This window comes from Flavobacterium sp. GW823-FHT04A11, from assembly GCF_058796535.1.
In genome coordinates this window covers 1,441,324-1,461,115 of the sequence record NZ_CM179503.1, presented here as the reverse complement: position 1 = coordinate 1,461,115, position 19,792 = coordinate 1,441,324, and the positions used below count along the sequence as shown (strand labels likewise).

General features: G+C 33.6%; 16 protein-coding genes. 7 read left to right on the top strand and 9 right to left on the bottom strand.

All coding sequences use genetic code 11. The annotated features are described in order from the left end of the window. Window positions 1-36: 36 nt before the first annotated feature. On the bottom strand, window positions 37-816 hold the full coding sequence (locus AC3QL1_RS06370; protein ID WP_492496098.1) for a TatD family hydrolase: 780 nt from the start codon (window positions 814-816) through the stop codon (window positions 37-39). Between the two features lie 295 nt (window positions 817-1,111). Next, complete coding sequence (locus tag AC3QL1_RS06365) at window positions 1,112-2,761, bottom strand: S41 family peptidase (RefSeq protein ID WP_492496096.1); 1,650 nt, start codon at window positions 2,759-2,761, stop codon at window positions 1,112-1,114. Between the two features lie 285 nt (window positions 2,762-3,046). Between AC3QL1_RS06365 and AC3QL1_RS06360 the strand changes: the two genes are divergently transcribed. Next, complete coding sequence (locus AC3QL1_RS06360; protein WP_492496094.1) at window positions 3,047-3,280, top strand: hypothetical protein; 234 nt, start codon at window positions 3,047-3,049, stop codon at window positions 3,278-3,280. A 59-nt stretch (window positions 3,281-3,339) separates the two neighbouring features. Here the strand turns inward: AC3QL1_RS06360 and AC3QL1_RS06355 are convergent, their stop codons facing one another. Both AC3QL1_RS06355 and AC3QL1_RS06350 read right to left on the bottom strand, forming a co-directional pair. Then, on the bottom strand, window positions 3,340-4,059 hold the full coding sequence (locus tag AC3QL1_RS06355) for a tetratricopeptide repeat protein (protein WP_492496092.1): 720 nt from the start codon (window positions 4,057-4,059) through the stop codon (window positions 3,340-3,342). Window positions 4,060-4,061: 2 nt separating this feature from the next. Beyond that, entirely contained in the window at window positions 4,062-4,646 is a 585-nt protein-coding gene (locus tag AC3QL1_RS06350; RefSeq protein WP_492496090.1) for an RNA polymerase sigma factor, read from the bottom strand. 130 nt (window positions 4,647-4,776) lie between these two features. Between AC3QL1_RS06350 and AC3QL1_RS06345 the strand changes: the two genes are divergently transcribed. The 5 genes from AC3QL1_RS06345 to AC3QL1_RS06325 all read left to right on the top strand — a co-directional run bounded on the left by AC3QL1_RS06345 (window position 4,777) and on the right by AC3QL1_RS06325 (window position 11,553). Beyond that, entirely contained in the window at window positions 4,777-5,076 is a 300-nt protein-coding gene (locus tag AC3QL1_RS06345) for a hypothetical protein (RefSeq protein ID WP_492496089.1), read from the top strand. Between the two features lie 84 nt (window positions 5,077-5,160). Beyond that, entirely contained in the window at window positions 5,161-6,153 is a 993-nt protein-coding gene (locus AC3QL1_RS06340) for a hypothetical protein (RefSeq protein WP_492496087.1), read from the top strand. Window positions 6,154-6,340: 187 nt separating this feature from the next. Then, the gene (locus AC3QL1_RS06335; protein ID WP_492496086.1) at window positions 6,341-8,293 is read left to right on the top strand and encodes a PKD domain-containing protein; all 1,953 of its coding nucleotides are present in this window, start codon (window positions 6,341-6,343) and stop codon (window positions 8,291-8,293) included. A 204-nt stretch (window positions 8,294-8,497) separates the two neighbouring features. Further along, the gene (locus AC3QL1_RS06330; protein WP_492496084.1) at window positions 8,498-11,161 is read left to right on the top strand and encodes a CHAT domain-containing protein; all 2,664 of its coding nucleotides are present in this window, start codon (window positions 8,498-8,500) and stop codon (window positions 11,159-11,161) included. Then, entirely contained in the window at window positions 11,113-11,553 is a 441-nt protein-coding gene (locus AC3QL1_RS06325; protein ID WP_492496082.1) for a retropepsin-like aspartic protease, read from the top strand. Before AC3QL1_RS06330 ends, AC3QL1_RS06325 begins: the two co-directional genes overlap by 49 nt. Window positions 11,554-11,644: 91 nt before the next feature. On the opposite strand, the gene AC3QL1_RS06320 is transcribed toward AC3QL1_RS06325, so the two are convergent. From AC3QL1_RS06320 to AC3QL1_RS06300, 5 genes are all read right to left on the bottom strand, one after another. Then, on the bottom strand, window positions 11,645-14,821 hold the full coding sequence (locus tag AC3QL1_RS06320; RefSeq protein WP_492496081.1) for an efflux RND transporter permease subunit: 3,177 nt from the start codon (window positions 14,819-14,821) through the stop codon (window positions 11,645-11,647). A gap of 71 nt (window positions 14,822-14,892) precedes the next feature. Further along, window positions 14,893-15,960, bottom strand: a complete 1,068-nt coding sequence (locus tag AC3QL1_RS06315; RefSeq protein WP_492496079.1) for an efflux RND transporter periplasmic adaptor subunit — start codon at window positions 15,958-15,960, stop codon at window positions 14,893-14,895. A 9-nt stretch (window positions 15,961-15,969) separates the two neighbouring features. Further along, window positions 15,970-17,304: a TolC family protein gene (locus AC3QL1_RS06310; RefSeq protein ID WP_492496077.1), complete on the bottom strand. Its 1,335-nt coding sequence runs from the start codon at window positions 17,302-17,304 to the stop codon at window positions 15,970-15,972. 10 nt (window positions 17,305-17,314) lie between these two features. Beyond that, entirely contained in the window at window positions 17,315-17,914 is a 600-nt protein-coding gene (locus tag AC3QL1_RS06305) for a TetR/AcrR family transcriptional regulator (protein ID WP_492496076.1), read from the bottom strand. Window positions 17,915-18,020: 106 nt separating this feature from the next. Next, complete coding sequence (locus tag AC3QL1_RS06300) at window positions 18,021-18,542, bottom strand: YceI family protein (protein ID WP_492496074.1); 522 nt, start codon at window positions 18,540-18,542, stop codon at window positions 18,021-18,023. Between the two features lie 266 nt (window positions 18,543-18,808). Between AC3QL1_RS06300 and AC3QL1_RS06295 the strand changes: the two genes are divergently transcribed. After that, the gene (locus tag AC3QL1_RS06295; protein ID WP_492496072.1) at window positions 18,809-19,783 is read left to right on the top strand and encodes a polyprenyl synthetase family protein; all 975 of its coding nucleotides are present in this window, start codon (window positions 18,809-18,811) and stop codon (window positions 19,781-19,783) included. The last annotated feature ends 9 nt before the right edge of the window (window positions 19,784-19,792 follow it).

Here is a 19,792-nt window from a genome sequence, read left to right as displayed (position 1 = left end):
GAACAAAAAAAAAACTAAAGTTAAGTAACTATACGGTTAAATACCAAAAACATCTTTTGAGTTTTGGGTTGTAATTACTGCAATTTCTTCTTCAGAAATACCATAAATATAAGATAATTTTGTCAAAACATTTACTAAATAACTGCTTTCGTTTCGTTTTCCACGATATGGAATTGGTGCTAAATAAGGCGAATCGGTTTCAAGAACGATTTGGTTTAAATCGATTTGGTTTAAAAACTGATCGATTTTTCCGTTTTTAAAAGTGACAACGCCGCCAATTCCCAATTTCATATTATAGGATATTGCCTGTAAAGCTTGTTCGTAAGTTCCGCTGAAACAATGGAAAATTCCAAACAAATCAGCTGATTTTTCTTCTTCCAGAATTTCAAAAATCTCATCAAAAGCTTCACGACAATGAATTACGATGGGTAATTTGTATTGTTTTGCTAATTGAATTTGCCTTTTAAAAGCAATTTGTTGTTCTTTTAAATGCGTTTTATCCCAATACAAATCAATTCCGATTTCTCCAACGGCGTAGAATTTTCTTTTTGCCAATTCTGTTTCAATATGCTTCAACTCGTCTTCGTAATTATCTTTCACGTAAGTGGGATGCAAACCCATCATCAGGAAAATATTGTCAGGATAATTTTGCTCTAAATCGTACATTGATTGCGTTGCCGCCGCGTCGATTGCCGGAATAAAAAAACGGGTTACTCCCGCATTTATGGCTCTTTGAATCATCTCGTCACGATCCTGATCAAATTCTTCAGAATATAAATGAGTATGTGTATCGGTAATTATGGGTGTCGAATTCAATTGTCTAAATTTTTAAAGGCTCAAAATTACGACAATATTAAAAACTTTCCAATTTGGAGGGAATGGCGGTAAATGGTACGCGGATGACACGGATTCACTTTGTGAAAACGCGGATTTGAACGGATTTTTTTTCTTGTTTTTACTTAATAAGAAACCTGTATTTTTTGTCAGACTGAGCGGAGTCGAAGTTCCGTAAGTAGCTCCATTTTGAGCATCGTCAATCTTTGTCGACCTTCTTTGCGGGACTTCGACTTCGCTCAGTCTGACATTGCAGGAGAAAAATCAGTACTAAAAATTATTTTCCGGTTTCTATAAAAAGCAATGCTCTGTCCAAAACCTCGTCTTTTCCTTCCTGAATTCCTTTTATAGTTTGTTTTACTTCGATATCAGGAACAATTCCAATTCTTTGAGTTTCTCGTCTGTCAGGATAATAGACGCCAATTCCAGAATATCTGGTGTGAAATCCTTTAAAATCAAGTTCAAATACATTTCCGTCCGCTCCTGCAGTTTGGCTTCCGATAATTGTAGTATTTCCAGCCGTTTGAAAACACATCGCTGTCCATTCTGACTGACTTATAGAATCTTCGTTAAGCAGTACAATTACTTTTCCTTTATAATTATCTTTATTTTCATATCCGCATTTTCTTCCTTCAGTCCATACATATCTTCCTGGATAATTTAAATAAGGCATCGTGTAAACACAAAAAGTTTTTTCCTGTGGATTTAAAAAATTCGAAATTTCTTTCCATGTTTGATTTGGATAATTTCTCATATCAAAAACAATTGCTTTTGTAGCTTTTAAGGTTTCGATCATATCCGGAATATTTCTTTCTTTAATTATTCCCATGTCCACATAACCAACATTATTATCCAGAAGTTTAAATTTTTCTTTCTTTTTTATAGCTCCTTTTTTAAATTCATTTCTGTGAGAATCATGATAATTATGCCAGATCATTGATTTTGTTTCGTATTGTCCATCTTTTAGAAACTCAACTTTAACATTTTCAAAATTGCTGGTCAAAACTCGTTTGACAAGTTTATCTAAATATGCCGCTTCGTTAGAGGCACAGATTAAATCTCTGTTTTCTGAAATAATTTCTTTGATGGTTTTATCGTTTATTTTAGTGATTACACTTCCAATTTTAATGTCATCAGCTTCTGCCAGACTATCACCTAAAATTTCAGTAACAATCAATTTTTCGTCAATAATTTTTCCTGTCGCCGGAAAATAGTTGTATCTGTTTGTTCCCAATTCAAAAGAACTATATATTATAAATTCAACGTGACTGTCACTTAGTTTTGATGACAATTTTTTCATTGCTTTATAAAAATCGCTTTCATTTTTAGCTTCAAGAATGAGAGGCAATATTTGCATTAAACTCAAATCCCATTTTTGATCCATTACATATTTATACGGAAAATAATATTCTATTAAATTCCAATAAGCAAAAAGCATCAATATTCTTGATTCTGCTTTATTATAATCAAGATCAAAGTAGTTTTTGATATTTTTAAAACCGTCGAAATCAGGCCCTAATTCTATATCACTTTGAAATCTATTATCTTCAATATATTTTAATTTCTGCGAAAGTTTTTTAGAAAACAACTTATTATTGAACCAGCTTAAATCAAAGTTTTTATCAAAAAATTCCACCTCTTTTGGAATTATAATTGGCGAAATTTGTTTTGTTTCGCCTAAATCATCTATCCAGTTTTCGAGAATTAAAGAGAACTCTTCTTTGGTTTGTGCACTTTCTATTTTTGGTAATTTTTCTAAAAGCTGATTGTCCCAATTCACTTCTCCACCGGCAACTTTTGGATGATAATATTTCAGGAATCCCCAAACTTTGCAGGTTGCAGCAAGTTTTTCGGTTTCGGTAATTTTGGCAAAGCCAAAGATCGTTTGAGAAAGAACTAAGAGAAAAAAGAATAGCGTTTTTTTCATTCAATAAAGATAAATCGGTAATGGTTTTTGGCTGTTTTGTAAAATTAAAATCGAATTTAGAATTAAAAATCCAAATCTGATTACGGGTTTACGTAAAAGCTATTCCTGTATTTTAATAAACCCCGCATTTTTTGGTATCTTCGCAGTCCTAAACACAAAGAATTATGACATCGAAAAAACTTTTGCCCGTGTGGTATGGTGGCGGTATTGGAAACAACTGCAACGCTCTTTGTGGCGTAGGACACCTTAGCTGCGCGGGTTTTATATTCCCTAAACACAAAGATTATGAGTACAAACACCCTTTCAAAAGAAGCCGAAACGAGGTTACTTGATTTTTTCAACAAATCGGTCGATCCTCAAAGTATGGCAAAAACAATTCGCAAAGTAAATTATCTTCTTGCGTTAAGTTTAATGCGGGATTGCGAAACCCTTCAACTCGAAAAAACAAGCATCGAAGAAAGTTTTTATTGGATGAATGAATTAGCAGAAATTTTAAATCCTTATCTGGATATTGAATAAAATGAAAAAGCGACTTTTAAAAAGTCGCTTTTTTTATGATTGTTTCGTTCTATTATTCTCTATTCCAGATCTTTTAACAAACTCTCAACCTCAACATAATCCTCGTAATCTTCAGAGATTGTGAGTAAAATTGCTTTACAGGCGTCGTATTTTTTTTGTTTTAATTTGATGAGCGCCAAATTCCAAAGTGCTTTATCCTTATATGCCGAAGTTCCTAATTTTAAATCATTAAAAACTGTTTCGGCTTGTTTAAGCTGACGGGATTGTAACAATGAAACTCCATAAAAATATTGAATTTCAGGCGTATTCTTTTGCTTTAAAATGGATTCAAAAAGCGGAACTGCCTTTTTATATTCTTTCGCATTAAAAGCAGTTTCTGCTTGTTTTAAAGTTGCATTTTCATCGCTTCTTTCTGTAAAATAAGCCGTTTCCGGATGGTTATAATCGTCAAAAGAAGGACGCTGATTGTAGTTGTAAAAAAACAATCCAACTAAAATCATTATTGACGCTGCAATGCTGTAATGCCAAGGTTTTAGCGCGATTACTTTTGGTTTGTTGAAATGTATATCTGAAACTTTTACTAGATTTTCCTTGAAAGCTTCTCTTTCTTTTTCATGTCCAAATTTAGTTTCCAGATGAAGGTTTACGGCTTTAAAAGTCTGAAATTCCGAAGCAAACTCTGGGTCTTTTGCCAATTGACTTTCAAAACTATTTTTTTCCTCAACAGTCATTTCATCCTGAAGATATTGGTCGAATGCTATGTAACGTTCTTCGTTCATGACTAATTATTTTTTAGCGATTTAAAGTGGTTGTTTTCCTGAATCCATTGTGTTAACTGGCCAATGCATAACGATTTTTTCTTGCGAACATAAGCGTATGTTACATTGAGTTTTTCAGCGACTTCTTCCATCGATTTAATGGTAAAACTCAGCTTTAATAATTCCTGACATTTGTCTCCCAATTTGAAAAACATGGCGTCAAAAAGCTTTTGTTTTTCATTAAACTGTTCGGTTTGCTCTGCCAATTCCAGTCCGGCTTCATTTATAGATCCCACATCTTCGTGAATTGTTACCCCTTTATTTGATATTTTTTTCAATTCGTTGAGCCATTTTCTTTTGCACAACAAGAAAAAGTAGGCATCAAACGGACAAGTTAATTGAAGCGTTTTGGCTTTTGCCTGATTAAAAAGCAAAATCATGATTTCCTGAACCACATCTTGTGCCTGATCCTGATCGCCGGAGTTGTTCTTTATATAAAAGACAACCTTAGGAACAAATTTTTTATAAATCTCCTTGATGATTGCCGAATTATTGGCCGCAAGTCCTTCAATATATTTTTGATCCGAATGAATTTTGATTTTGCCCATAAAACAACTTTTAAATAGCTAATGTAAATATAATCTTAAAATAAATTTTAACGATTGGGGTAACAATTATAAAATCAAGTTGATATAAAGTTAACAACAATCTTTTAAAACAATTAAAAAATTAAGAGAAATGGAAAGTTACCAATTTATAGAACACAAAAACCTGGATCAGTTTCATAGAAAACTTTCTGCCAAAATCAGAAACGGATTTGTGATAATTGAGCATAACGAGAAATTGCCTTATGCTGTTTTATCCAAAGAAAAAAAAGAAATCAATCATTCGCTGCATCTTTTTTTAACGATCCTAACACTGGGATTTTGGTCCGTAATCTGGATCTGTTTAATAATGACGCTTTCGCGAAAAAAAGACATTCTGGTCGCACTTGACGAAGACGGAAATTTATTCGAAGAAAAATGCTTTTCAAAATAAATTAAAAAAAAATGAAAAACAGGGGTAACAAAATTTCAACCCCGAACATCTATAACTATAATTAACTATTTAAAACTAGAAATCATGAACACAAATTTTAAAAAATTCGGACTTTTATTACTAGCTATATTTTCATTAGCAAGCTGCGACAACAACAACGACGGAGATGATAACATTGTTCTTCCGCCAACTTCTGGAGCATTTAAAAGCATTAGCGAAAAAGGGGTATCAAGCACAAAACAAAGATTTACCATCACGGCCGGAGATGGAGTTAAAACCATAACATCTGCAAAAGGAGTAAAATTGAGTATTAACGGAGATTGTTTAACTAAAAACGGAACTCCTGTAACCGGAGCCGTAGAGATTGAATACATCGAACTTTTTGACAAAGGAACGATGCTGGTAACCAACAAACCAACAATGGGAATTACAGCTGACGGAAAGAAAAACCTATTGATTTCCGGAGGAGAATTCTTTATTAAAGCAACACAAGGCGGAGTTGAACTTCAAACTTCTTGTACCATGAATTTAATTGTTCCAACTGCTTTGACTGACGGTCTTGATAATGCAATGACATTATGGAATGGTGTAATTGATGACAAAGGAGAATTGGCCTGGAAAGATGCAAGACCAAATGCTGACGGAACTGGAGGTGGCGGAAAAGGCGGCGTACAAGGCGAAGGAGCGAATTATTATGTAACATTCGGTAATTTTGGATGGACAAATGTGGACCGTTTTTACAGCGATCCAAGACCAAAAACAACACTTCTTGTAGATGTTCCTGATGGATATACAAACGAAAACAGCGCTGTTTACCTTTCTTATGATGGCGAAGGAACAAATGCACTTGCAAAATTGGATACTTATACTGCACAAGGATTATTTAGCGAGCACTACGGACAAATTCCAATTGGTTTAGCTTGTCACGTGATTTTTGTAACTGAAGATAATGGTCAATGGCGTTATGCAATTAAAGCGGTAACCGTTGCGGCAAACGACATTTATACCTTTACAATTGCCGAAACAACAGTGGGCACAGAAGCGCAACTGGTAGCCGCAATCAATGCTATTCAGTAACTTACAAAATTCTTTTTAAGAAAAAGTGGTGATTTGCTCATCACTTTTTTTTACATTTAATCCTGTTTTAAAATTAATTCTGATCATTTTCAGAAGCTAATCCTGCTATTCGTTGCAATCTTTTGTTCCGCTAAAGAAGCGGCACAAAAGGATTTCCACTGCTATCAGGGCTAAAAAACCTCTAGTTATGAAACCACAACTGTCTCTTTTCTTTATTCTCTTTTCTATTTTCTCAATAGGACAAACCAAAGTAAAAGACACCATAACCCGAAGAGCCAATATTGGTTTTATCCAAAACGGAAACGTTGTTACTTATAAACCTGAAACGCCACCTTTAATTCCGATTGCGGGTGCGCCAAAACCCAGTTATTCGTATTTATGGGAACTCGGCGACGGCCATTACAGCAAAGAAGCCGAACCTAAACATGTTTATAAAAACAAAGGAACTTATACCACAAGACTTGCCGTAACCAACAACTACGACAATGGAAAACCACCGGCAACGCGACCTAAAAAAGTGGCTGTAAACGATATTACAGATACCAATTATAAAGACATTGCCTCGATCGCAGACCAAAACGGATTTGCAATAATTAAAAACTGTGATCCTATTCCGGAACAGGAAATGGTAGTCGTAGTAGGTTATCAAAATCTGGAGAATTATGTGTCGAGCGGAAAACTGTATTTGTTCTATAATGAGAAACAATTTAAAAGCAATAATTTCGAATTGGTTGATTTCAGGACTTATGCAAACGAACGCGATGTAAAAGAAATTGCTGTTGCTTCTGCAGATGATCTTGACGACACAAAATCGTATCTGGCCTCTTCCGAAAATACAGTCAAACTTAAAAAATATCGAAATACAATTACCGAAGAAGATCTTGATGCGTCATTATTAGATGCCAATAAAACCTATCATAATGTTTCGGTTTTAGAATTTGATGATGCAAATCCCGGAGAAACTCGCAATGTTTTTTATACTTTTAAAACGACACCGGAAATGATCAAAGATACAAGCGCAACAGTTACCATGCGCGGGATTTTTGTTCCGAACCGAAGTTATAAAAACCATAAAATAAAAAATCTGGAAATGGAAATTGTCACTTCTCACGATCCAAATAAAATGGGTTCTAACGGAAGTTTTATGAATTACAGATTGGTACGTTTTAAAAGAGTGAATTTTAAAACCCGTTTTCAAAACAACGGCGAAGGTCCGGCGAGAATGATTCGGTTAGAAACAGATATTCCGGATATGTTTGACAAAAAAACATTCCAGATTGAAGACATGTATCCCAAATGTCCGATTTGTCCAAAAGGCGAAGAACCTACTGTAAGTTGTCTGGATACGATTATCAAGCAAAAACAGATTTTCTTTACTTTCAAAAACATTTATCTGCCCGGAAGCGAGCAAAAAAATGTTCACGAAAAAGATTCTACAAAAGGTTTTGTAAAATATTCCATGAAGTTTGCCGAAGATTTTCATAAAGTAAAAACCCGAAGCAGAACAGCTATTATTTTCGACAAAAATGAACCTATTATTACCAACTACGCCACGACAAGATTCTTACCCGGAATTTCGATTGGTGTAAAAGCCGGTTATAATTTGTATCCTGATTTAGACAAATCGACGAGTTATTTTGTGGGCGCAACGATTTCGCCTTTTAAATCTTATCGGTTTTATTGGCAGGCAGAATGGACGAATGCTTTAAATAAATACGATAGCAAAATGACTATTTCAGATGTCACCAATACAAATGCAAACGGCGTAAGGCAATTGGTACGCACAACCACAACGGCTGAAAACAAGAATGTCAATTGGGAAGTTCCGGTTTTGATTCGGTATAACATTAATAATTACATCGGAGTTGGCGCTGGAATTCAGGCGAATATTAATGTCTCTGAAGAACAAAATCAAAACATACAAATCGATACGTATGAAGGTGATAAAGGCAATTTTTTAATCAGTTCGACGACAACATCTAATACGGTAAAAAACTCTTTTGCTGATTTTAAAACAGGACTTTTGTTTGATTTTACTGCTGGTTTTGCGAGAATTGGTCCAAGTTTAGGAGCGCGATATGTGATTAATTTTGAACAGGGTTTTAACTATTTTCAGTTTTATGGGATATGGAAATTTTAAGAAGTTTTACCACAGAGATGCGCGAAGGTTTTGCACAGAGATACGCTAAGTTTATTAAAAAAGGTTGCCACGAATTACACTAATTTACACTAATTTTTTACAATCTGTTTTTAAGCTTTGATTTGCGAAAATTCGTGTAATTCGTGGCAAAAAAACTTTGTGATTCTTTGTGGATTCTTTGTGTGTCTCCGTGAAATAACTATTATGACAAAATTATATTGCTATATTTTCTTCTTCTTAACTCTGATTTTATTCGGGCAGAAACCACTTACTCCTGAAGATAAAATATATAATGCAATTGATGTTTTTGTGGCGAATCCTTCGGCGAAAGCCATAGAAAATTTAAATCATACAGAAGCTGAATTTTGGAGGAATCCAAAACCAAAAACCAAAGATGAATTTCTGGCAATTGTGGTTTTAAACTGCAATAAAGCGTATTATGAAAACCAATTTGGGCAAACTCAAAAGGCGATTTTGAGTTACGAAAAAGCCTGGCAGATTTACCAGAAACAAAAACTTTCAAATTACGATATAATAGAATTCTGCCTAAAACCTTTAGGGAATTTATACACTGTTTTGGGCGATTACGACAGTGCGGAAAACACAATAAAACAATATTTTTTTATTGTAAATACTTCTAAAGAATATCCTGACGCGCAAAAACAAAAATTTGCTGCGATTCTGAATTTATCGAATGTTTATCAGAGTTCGGGAAAAATTTCTCTGGCAATTGAATTGTTAGAAAGTGCCTTGAAAACAGAGACTTTATCGAATGTTCAAAAAGGGATTTTATTGAATAATTTGGGAAACAGTTATATGCTGAATTCAAACAAGTTTTTACCAACTTTTGGTTCAACTGATAATTCTGAGAAATCATTTAAGAATGCTATTAAGCTTTTGGAAAAGGAAAAAAACCAATCAGAAACTTTGTCAAATTGTTACAGAAATCTGGCTTCATTAAATATAAGATGGCAAAACTTTGATGTTGCAAATACTTATTTGAAAAAAGCCGAAAGTTTATTTTTTGAAACTCCTAAGAGACAGCCAAGGCAAATCGCAAAATTATATTATGAAAAAGCTCTGTTACTTTTTGAACAACGAAAATATGCTGAAAGCTCGAAAGAAATTAAAGAAGTTTTTAAAGTTCTGATTCCAAATTATAACTCTAAAAACATATCTCCAAATCAAAACAAATTGTATGCAGAAACTGTTTTATTGGATGCTCTTGATTTGCAGGCTGAAATTTTAAAAATTAACCAGCCAAAAGGAGCTTTAAAAGCTTTTGAACTTTCTTTTTATATAGAAGATTTATTGATGAATTCCCTGGTTTATGAAAATTCAAAAATTATATCGCAATTACGTTCCAGAAATCGAACTGAAAAATGCCTGACGATTTACAGCGATTTATATCAAAAAAAAAATAAAATTGAATATTTGGAAAAAGCTTTTCAATTAGCCGAAAAAACAAAATCGGGAATTTTAAAAGGTTATCGTTCGAATATTAAAAATGCTTCCGCAGAAGAAAAACAGCTTTTGCAGGAACTTCAAAATTTAAATAATGCTATTTTAAAAGAACAGCAAAAAGGAGATGCTGCGAATATTTCAGAAATAAACCGACTTATCAAAAAGCAAAATGAAGGAATGCTTTCGCTGAAAAAAGTTCAATCTAAAAATCCAGATTATATTCCTGAAAATTGTGATGTGAAATCGCTGTTTTCAAAATTAGAGAATGATAAAGCAATGATGGTTTATTATTTTATGGGTTCTGAAAGATTGTATTTTTTCACATTACAAAATAGTCGAATTGCTTTAAGTCATATCAATATTGGTCATCTTGGTATTCCCAGAATTGCCCAGTTTATTGATTATTTTAATAGTGCTGATGCTATTACAAATGATATTTCAGGCTATAACCACTATGGAAAAGATGTTTATGATTTACTAAAATTGCCTAATAATTCTGTTTACAAAAACCTCATTATTGTTCCCGATGGAATCTTGAATTTTCTTCCTTTTGAAGCATTAATTACACAAGAATCAAAAACTACGAATTTTGCCAAAATGCATTATTTACTGAATGATTTTAAGATTTCGTATAATACTTCGGCAAATATTTATTTGAATTCGAAAGCTGTTTCAAAATCGTATAAAACGGTTTTGGGTGTTTTTCCCGTTTTCGAAAAAACAGCTTTTGAGTTGAGTTATTCTAAAAAGGAATTAGAATCGATTCGAAGCAATTTTAAAGGAAAATATTTAAAAAATGCTGAAGCTTCATTTTCCAATTTTAAAAATAATGCCAATCAATATTCTATTTTACATTTAAGTACACATGCTTCTTCGGGAGATATTGAAACTCCGGCTAGCATTAAATTTTATGATCAGGAAGTTTTGTATTCCGAATTATATAATCTGAATATAAATCCGGATTTAGTGGTTTTAAGTGCCTGCGAAACCGGAATTGGAAAATTATTTAAAGCCGAAGGCGCAATGAGTGTCGCAAGAGGTTTTCAGTTTGCGGGCGCTCAGAATTTATTGTTTTCATTATGGAAAGTAAACGATTATACAACATCTGTTTTTATGGCTGATTTCTATAAAAACATCAAAAATGACGTTCCTTATTTTGAAGCAAATGCAAATGCAAAATTTATTTTTCTGAACGACAAATCAATTCCGAATGCGAAGAAATCGCCTTATTATTGGAGTTCGTTTGTTTATTACGGATCTATTTCTGCAGAAGAAAAATCGACCAATTATATCTTTTACATCATTAGTTTATTGATTGTAATTGGCTTAATTTTGGTTTTCAATCATTACCAAAAATGGAAAATCTTCACGAGGTTCTCAAAAAAGAGAACTATAAAAAAATAAAATTTAAAGTTATCAAGACACAGCATCTTTTAATAAAAGCCAAAATAAATGGTGTTTCGGGAAATTTTATTTTAGATACCGGAGCGTCTAATACCTGCATTGGTTTTGAAAGTATGGAACGTTTCGAAATTTCATCAAAAAAATCAAAAACAAAAGCTTCAGGAGCCGGCGGAACCGGAATGAAAACAGAAGTTTCTGCCCATAACATTTTGCAAATCGGAAGTTGGAAAAACACAGATTTTGGCTTGGTTATTTTCGATCTTTCGCATGTAAACGAAGCGTTAGAAGCTTATAAAGCAAAAGCCGTGCACGGAATTATTGGTGCTGATGTTTTGCTGGAAGGGAAAGCGATTATTGATTATTATAATCATTACTTGTACCTTAAAAAGTAAATTCAAAATTCTAAACTTCAGATTATATCAATAAAAAAATCCCAAATTCCAATTAAGGAGTTTGGGATTTTTCATTCTAAAATTAAATCAATTAATGGGTATGTTTAGGATTAAAACCGTCTTCGCTTAATTCGGTGTGCTCATAATCTGCAACCATTTCAGCTTCGTAATCGATTTTTTCTCCTTTAGAGAATTTATGAATAATTTTCTCCATGATATTATAAATTACCGGAACTACAATCAAGGTTAAGAATAAAGAAGAAATTAATCCTCCGATAATTACCCAAGCCAATCCGTTTTTCCACTCAGCTCCTGCTCCAGATGCTAATGCAATTGGGAACATACCAAATACCATCGCAATTGTAGTCATCAAAATCGGACGTAAACGAGCATGATTCGCCTGAATTAACGCTGTTCTGATTGATTCTCCTGCTGCTCTTCTTTGGTTCGTATAATCGACAAGCATGATCGCATTCTTACACACCAGACCAATCAACATAATGATACCCAAAATGGTAAAGATGTTTAATGAATTGTTTGTTAAAGCCAATGCTAACATCGCACCAATAAACGAAAGCGGAATTGCAAACAATACTACAAACGGGTGAACGAAACTGTCATAAAGTCCAACCATTACAAGGTAAACCAAGATAATAGCAGCCAATAAAGCGATTCCTAAAGTACCAAAACCTTCACTTTGATTTTCCTGATCACCACCCCAAATATAGTTTACACCAGCCGGTTTTTGAAGTTTGTCCAACTTCGCCTGCCATTGTGTTACAATTGTTCCAGAAGGAACCCCAACGTTTTGTCCTTTTACCGTTACAGAAGCAGATTTGTCTCTACGCTCTAACTGGCTAGGTCCTGCACCTTCTGTAATATCAGCAAACTGAGACAATTTAATTTGTTGTCCTGATGCATTAATGAAAATTAAATTACTAACATCTGTAATACTTTTTCTGTCGAAAGCATTGTATCTAATGTTAATGTCGTATTCGTATTCACCGGCTCTGTATTTACCGTCAGTGTTTCCACTAAAAGCAGTTTGCATCGTTAAACCAACTGTTTGAAGTGTCAATCCTAAAGCAGCCATTTTATCACGGTCTACTTTAACGTTAATTTCAGGATTTCCGTCTTCAACCGTTAATTTAATCTCTGTTGTTCCTGGAATGGTACGTAATTCAGCTTCCGCTAATTTTGCAAATTTCATTGCGGCTTCAGTAGAAGGACCTGTTACAATTAATCCTAAAGTTGCATCTTCGGCAGTTCCTAAGATACCAACCGGAACAGTTTTTACTTTTGCCCCAACCAATACTTTTTCCAGTTTACGTTTGATTTTTGCAGCGTAAACATTTGCATCGTCTGTACGATCTTTTTGTTCGATCATTTTTACGTCAATCTCTGCTTTATAAGCTGTAGCTTGCGATGCTCCAAAACCTTCACTGGTTTGTCCTACCGTTGTAATTTGACTGTGAACATATTCCTGAGCTTTCAAATAAGCTTCTGCTTTTTGAGTCATGAAGTTCGTTTGTTCTAACGAAGCATCTTTTGGCATTTCGATTTGAACTAAAAATTCCCCACTATCAGAAGATGCAAAGAACTCTCCACCAATGAAACCTCCACCCATTAATCCAATTGTTGACGCAAAAAACAATACAACAACAACGATAATAGTTTTAATATAATGATCTAAACACCAAGTCAATAATTCAGAAACCCAGTTTGTAAAACGAGTTAAATAGCTTTCGAAACCAAGAATTACTCTTCCAAAGAAATTTTTTCCTTCAATATGCTCTAATTTACCATAACGAGATGATAACCAAGGAATAATTGTAAATGAAGCTAAAAGAGAAAGCATCGTTGAAATAATTACCGTAACACAAAACTGTGTGATGATATTTGATACTAATCCTGAACTCATCGCGATTGGCAAGAATACCACCACAATTACCAAGGTAATCGAAGTTACAGTTCCACCAATTTCTGCAGTTCCGTCATAAGAAGCACGAATACGGCTTTTACCCATTTCCATGTGTCGATAAATATTCTCGAGGACCACAATCGCGTCATCGACCAGAATACCTACAACAAGAGATAATCCTAATAAACTCATTAAGTTTAATGTATATCCCATCAAATAAATACCAATAAATGTTGCAATCAAAGATGCCGGAATAGACACCATTACAATCAATGAGTTTCTAATACTATGTAAGAAGAACAACATTACAAATGCCACCAGAACTACTGCAATCAATAAATCGTGAACTACAGAATCTGCTGCTTCAAGAGTAAAGATTGTACTGTCTTTTGCTACTTCCAGTTTTAACTGATTTGATTTATAATCTTTTTCAAGAGTAGCAATTGTTTTCAATAACTGCTCACTTACTGCTACCGCATTTGCATCAGATTGTTTTACAATTTGTAAAACAATAGCACTTTTTTGATCTACACGTGATATTTTTTCAGCAATTTTTTGTGTATCCTGAACATCGGCAATTTCACCTAAACGAATCTGAATTCCGTTTTGAGAAGAAACTACCAGATTTCTTAATTCTTCAACACTTTTATATTTACCCGCTAAACGAATTAATATTTTTTGATTACGAGTCTGAATGTTTCCTGTTGGGAAATCCAGGTTCGAAGTCAAAATATTTTGTTGTACCTGCGGAACAGACAATCCGTAACCCTGCATTTTTACAGCGTCAAGATTTACCTGAATTTCACGTTCAGAACCACCAATGATATTTACCTGAGCAACACCTTGTACACGAGATAAAATAGGAGCAATTTTTTTGTCAATTAAGTCATAAAATTCTGCTTCGTCCATTTTTCCGTTGGCACCAAGCGTCATAATTGGTAAATCACTCAGCGAGAATTTAGTCAATGCCGGTGTTTTAACATCATCTGGCAAATCACTAATTATCGCGTTTATTTTACGCTGTGCATCATTTAGAGAGAAATCGACTTTTGCGTTTGATGTCAGAGTAATCGAAACAATTGACAAACTTTCGTACGATTTTGAGTCAATTTTCTTGACATTTTCTAAGGATGCAATCGCATCTTCAATTTTCTTGGTCACTGTATTTTCTACCTCACTTGGAGAAGCTCCAGGATAAATAGTAGAAATTGTAATAACGTTTTGTTCAAATTTTGGGATCAGCTCATAGCCTAATTGGCTGTAACTGAACAATCCACCAAGTGTTAGAATTGTAAACAATACAATTACTAACGACGGACGTTTTATGGATATTTCGGCTAATTTCATATTTTTTGCTTTAGGCTGTAGGCTTTAGGCAATAAGCTTAATGCTTATGGCGTATAGCTTAATGCTTTAAATTATTTAATAATTTCTACAGTATTACCGTCTTGTAAGTTAATTTGACCTGTAATAATTACAGTTTCACCGTCAGATAATCCATTGATAATTTCTACTTTATCTCCTAAAATTCGTCCAGCCGTAACTTTTCTTAATTTAGCAATACCTTTTTCAACTACAAAAATCTCGTTGCTGCTCACACTTCCTACGAATGCATTTCTAGGTACAACCATCAGGTTTTGTTTCTGTTGGTTTGATGCAAAATTTGCAGTTCCGTACATACCTGCTTTCAGGTCATTGTTTACGTTATTTGTGATTTCGATTTCAACAGGAAAGTTCAAAGACTCATCTGCTTTTGAAGCGATAAAAGTAATTTTTCCAGAGAAATTTTTATCAGGATAAACACTCGCTGTTACATTAATGTGGTTGCCAACTTTTAAGCTTGCAACCTGAGTTTCGTTTACAGTAACTACTAATTTTAATTTAGAAACGTTTACGATATCAAACAAGGCCGTTGCTGGCATTCCTGCTAAAATAGATCCCGGCTCAATATATTTTTTATTGATAAATCCGCTTATTGGCGCTTTTACTTTTGTATCTCCAACATTAATGTTTGCCTGAGTTAAGCTAGATTGTGCATTTGTTAAAGCAAGTTTTGCCTGATCTAATTGTTGCTTTGTAACACCTCCTGTTTTAAAAGCATTTTCATATCTCTCATAATCAGATTTTGCATTTTGATAAACAGCTTTTGCTTGTTGTGCACTTACATTGATTACATCACCTCTTACTGTCAATAAAGTCTGACCTACTCTTACGTAGTCTCCTTCTTTAGCTAAAACGCTGATTACTTTTCCTGATTTTTCAGCAGAGAAAGTTAATTCCTGAATTGGCTGAAAGTTTCCGTTTGCCACAAAGTCCAAAGAAATTTCTTCTGTTTTTACCGGAGTTACTTTTACAGAAACTGCAGCATTTTTCTCCGCTACGATATCTGTTTTTGCCTTATTCTCTTTCTTATTATTATTTAAGATATATCCAATCACACCCAGTGCCGCGATTATGATTACGATTGTTATAATAGTTTTCTTCATTGTAATTAGTTATTTAATAAGAGTTTTTAGTTCGCCTTTTGATTTGATTAGTGATACTTCGGCAATTTTATAATTTAAAACTGCTCTGGTATAATTATTTTGAGCTTCAAGTGATGCATTTTCAGCATCCAGTAAATCTGTTAAAGATGCTAATCCCTGAAGGTAATTGTTTTTTGTATCGCTTAAGATTTCAGTTGCCAAGCGCATATTTTCTTTTTGATTTTGAATTGTTACAAGATTATTCTCAATGTCAGCCATTGCATTTCTGTAATCTAAATCAAGAGAAAGTTTAGTGTCTTTAATATCTTCCTGAAGCGATCTGATTTGCACATCTGCCTGTCTTACTTTAGCGCGAGTACCAAAACCTGTAAAAATTGGCACATGTAAATTCAATCCAATTGCAGAGAAATCTGACCAGTAAACGCCATCTTTTGGTTTTGCAAACCAAGGCATATCCGGACCCTGACCAATATAATTGTAACCTGCTGTTAACGAAAGTGTAGGATAATATCCGGCTTCTACAGCTTTCTTATTGTACACTAAAAGCTCTTCTTGTTTTTTCAAAAGCAAATATTCTGTTCTGTTTTCCACATTTGGAACTTCTGTTAAAGCAGCCGGTATAACTTCAAATTCTTCTTTTGGCATATCAATTTGAGTTTCAATAGGCATTCCCATATAAAACTTCAAAGCATTTTCCTGTAAAGTAATTTGATTTTTAATCTGTTGACGTTCTGTATCAATATTTGACATTTTTACCACGATACGATCTAAATCAATTTTTTTAGCTAAACCGTTATCAAATTGTCCTTTTACGATATCACGAACTTTTGTTGTGTTTACGTAATTGCTGTCTAAAAGAATTAATCTTTCTTTTTGAACATAAACTGAATAGTAGTTATTTGCCACTCTTTCAATAACCTGCTCTTCTGTCAACTGATCATTTATTAGATAAAACTCACGAGTTGATTTCGCCGCTTTTAATCCTGTAAAAACAGATTGATCAAAGATTGCCTGAGTCAAAGAAACTCCAGCAGTTGAAGTCCATTTTTGACCAAATGCTGCCTGAATTGTAGTTCCCGGTGCATTAAATGATGCTCCGTCAATAACTGTTGTCTGAATTACCGGGTTGTACGTTAAATTTCCGTTTGCAGAAATTTGAGGTAATGCTCTTGAACGCACTTCCTGAATTTGATACTCACTGTTTTCAACCTGTAGTTTAGATTTTTTAGCATCCGACTTGTTTTGAAGCGCATACGTAAGAGCATCTCTTAAGGTTAAAGTTTGGACTTGTGCGTTGGCAGTCAAGCCAATTGTACACAAAAATATAAGAATTATTCGTTTCATAGATTGATGATTAAGTAATAATTTTTTTAAGTTGTTTTTCTAATTCTAGTATTCCATCTGGTGTTGCCATTGCTCTGGTATGATATTCCAAAGCTTCTAATTCTACTTCCTGAGCCTCTCTCTCAGAAATTGTATTTTCATTAATGTGAAAAATTAATATGTAATAAAATTTCACGTAGATCTCTACATTTAAATCCGGACGATACAATTTCTCCCGAATTCCTTTTTGTATGTTTTCTGTAAAATACTGCGTGCACTGATCGATTTCATGAGACAACACATTTTGATATATTTCAGGATAATGTTTCTTTAACTGATATATCGGAGAACTATCCATATTGTTTTTGAACATGTCTCTGAACATTTCTCTAATCTCAAAATTTTCCTGAATCGCATTGTAATTTTTAGCCACAATAGAGTCGATAATTTCATGTACTTGTCTGTGAACCATCGAAGTACTTTCTTCAATTAAAACCTCTTTGTTACAAAAATATTTGTAAATCGTTTTTTTTGAAATACACATTTCACCCGCAATATCATCCATCGTAACACTTTTAAAGCCTAACTTTAAAAATAAATCGCTTGCTTTTGCTATGATTTTTTCTTTCATTTTAATTTTCCAATTGCTCTACAAATATAATTCGGAAACTTTTTTAAAAAAAATAGTTTCCGATATTTTGTAATAATTTTACACTAATTTATTCAATCGATAAGAATTATATGCTAAATTCCAGATTTGCGATCAGCTTAATATCTTTTCCAAGCGCCAATCCACCGTTATGATTATATGAATTGTAATCTAAACCAAAATCCTGACGTTTGATGTCGCCTTTAATTTCAAAAGCTACTTTTTTCTCTCCGTTATAAGAATTGATTCCGATAAATTCAGCATCAAGTTCTACCACTTTGGTTACATCTTTTATCGTCAAATCTCCTTTGAAGAAATTGATATTATTGTTTACTTTTTGAAAAGAAGTCGATTTAAAACTAATAATCGGATGTTCGTTTACATTAAACAAATCATTCAATTGCAAGTGAGTATCAATTTGTTGAAAACTGTCGGCTTTATTATTTATGTCTAATGAAAACTCCACCGAAGCATCTTCAATTTCATTGTCTTCAATATTGACATAGCCATCAAATTTGTTTGTCGTTCCTCCCAAATAAGCGATTATCGAATGTCTCATTTTAATTAAAACATCTGACTGGCTAGAATTTATGTTCCATCTTGTCTTCATAAGTATCTGATTTATGAGTTATAAATTACTCAAACTCTCCATGGAAACTTTTTAAGTGTTACAAGTTTCCATTTTGAAAGTGCAAATATAAGCAGGAAACTCTAAACACCAAGAAAGTTTCCAAGTTTTTTCAAAAATAAGTTCAACCTCTTAAAAATCAAGGACTTTAATCCGATTTTTATGGAAACTCGATTCCTTTTAACTTTCGAAACCATAATTAACATTTGAGTTGTATCTTTGAGGCTCGTTAATCAGAATTTCACTTTATGCACGATATTAGTCAGTACCAGGATTTTTTTATTACCTATTTAGAAAACCAAAGCATTACCAAAGAACCTAAAAACCTTTATGAACCAATTGAATATATTTTAGGCCTTGGCGGAAAACGAATGCGTCCCGTATTAACTTTAATGGCGGCAGAAGTTTTTGATACTGATTATAAAGTGGCACTTCCGGCAGCGATGGCGGTTGAAGTTTTTCATAATTTTTCGCTTGTTCATGATGATATTATGGATGATGCGCCTTTGCGAAGAGGAAAAGTAACTGTGCACGAAAAATGGAACATCAATACCGGAATTTTATCCGGAGATGCGATGCTTATTCTTGCGTATCAATATTTTGAACAATACGAACCAACCATTTTCAGGGATTTGGCAAAGTTGTTTAGCAAAACCGCACTTGAAGTTTGCGAAGGACAACAATGGGATGTTGATTTTGAAGAAAGAAACAACGTAACTATTCCCGAATATCTGAAAATGATTGAATATAAAACGGCCGTTTTAGTCGCTGCAGCCATGAAAATGGGTGCGATTGTAGCCAAAACTTCTGAAAAAGAAGCCGATTTAATCTACGATTTCGGATTGAATTTAGGATTGGCTTTTCAATTACAAGACGATTATCTTGATGCTTTTGGAGATCCTGCAACCTTTGGAAAACAAGTTGGCGGAGATATTATCGAGAACAAAAAAACTTATTTATATATAAAAGCTTTAGAATTTTCATCTGAAGAAAAAGCATCAGAATTACAACAATTATTCAGTTTACAACTTGAAGATAATTTAGAAAAGATAGAAACCGCAAAAACTATTTTTAATGAATCAGGCGCTTCAAAAGCAACTCAGGAAGCGATAGAAATGTACACTTTTAAAGCTTTTGAGACTTTAGAAAAAATGGACATTAACGCTGAAAAGAAAAATATCCTGAGAACTTTTGGGGAGAATTTAATGGGAAGAAAAGTTTAGTTTTTTTCC

Coding starts and splice junctions, on each gene's coding strand:
- AC3QL1_RS06330 (WP_492496084.1), top strand. CDS start 8,498: ATGACAAAATTATATTGCTATATTTTCTTCTTCTTAACTCTGATTTTA.
- AC3QL1_RS06355 (WP_492496092.1), bottom strand. CDS start 4,059: ATGAACGAAGAACGTTACATAGCATTCGACCAATATCTTCAGGATGAA.
- AC3QL1_RS06340 (WP_492496087.1), top strand. CDS start 5,161: ATGAACACAAATTTTAAAAAATTCGGACTTTTATTACTAGCTATATTT.
- AC3QL1_RS06310 (WP_492496077.1), bottom strand. CDS start 17,304: ATGAAACGAATAATTCTTATATTTTTGTGTACAATTGGCTTGACTGCC.
- AC3QL1_RS06320 (WP_492496081.1), bottom strand. CDS start 14,821: ATGAAATTAGCCGAAATATCCATAAAACGTCCGTCGTTAGTAATTGTA.
- AC3QL1_RS06295 (WP_492496072.1), top strand. CDS start 18,809: ATGCACGATATTAGTCAGTACCAGGATTTTTTTATTACCTATTTAGAA.
- AC3QL1_RS06325 (WP_492496082.1), top strand. CDS start 11,113: ATGGAAAATCTTCACGAGGTTCTCAAAAAAGAGAACTATAAAAAAATA.
- AC3QL1_RS06360 (WP_492496094.1), top strand. CDS start 3,047: ATGAGTACAAACACCCTTTCAAAAGAAGCCGAAACGAGGTTACTTGAT.
- AC3QL1_RS06335 (WP_492496086.1), top strand. CDS start 6,341: ATGAAACCACAACTGTCTCTTTTCTTTATTCTCTTTTCTATTTTCTCA.
- AC3QL1_RS06305 (WP_492496076.1), bottom strand. CDS start 17,914: ATGAAAGAAAAAATCATAGCAAAAGCAAGCGATTTATTTTTAAAGTTA.
- AC3QL1_RS06345 (WP_492496089.1), top strand. CDS start 4,777: ATGGAAAGTTACCAATTTATAGAACACAAAAACCTGGATCAGTTTCAT.
- AC3QL1_RS06365 (WP_492496096.1), bottom strand. CDS start 2,761: ATGAAAAAAACGCTATTCTTTTTTCTCTTAGTTCTTTCTCAAACGATC.
- AC3QL1_RS06315 (WP_492496079.1), bottom strand. CDS start 15,960: ATGAAGAAAACTATTATAACAATCGTAATCATAATCGCGGCACTGGGT.
- AC3QL1_RS06300 (WP_492496074.1), bottom strand. CDS start 18,542: ATGAAGACAAGATGGAACATAAATTCTAGCCAGTCAGATGTTTTAATT.
- AC3QL1_RS06350 (WP_492496090.1), bottom strand. CDS start 4,646: ATGGGCAAAATCAAAATTCATTCGGATCAAAAATATATTGAAGGACTT.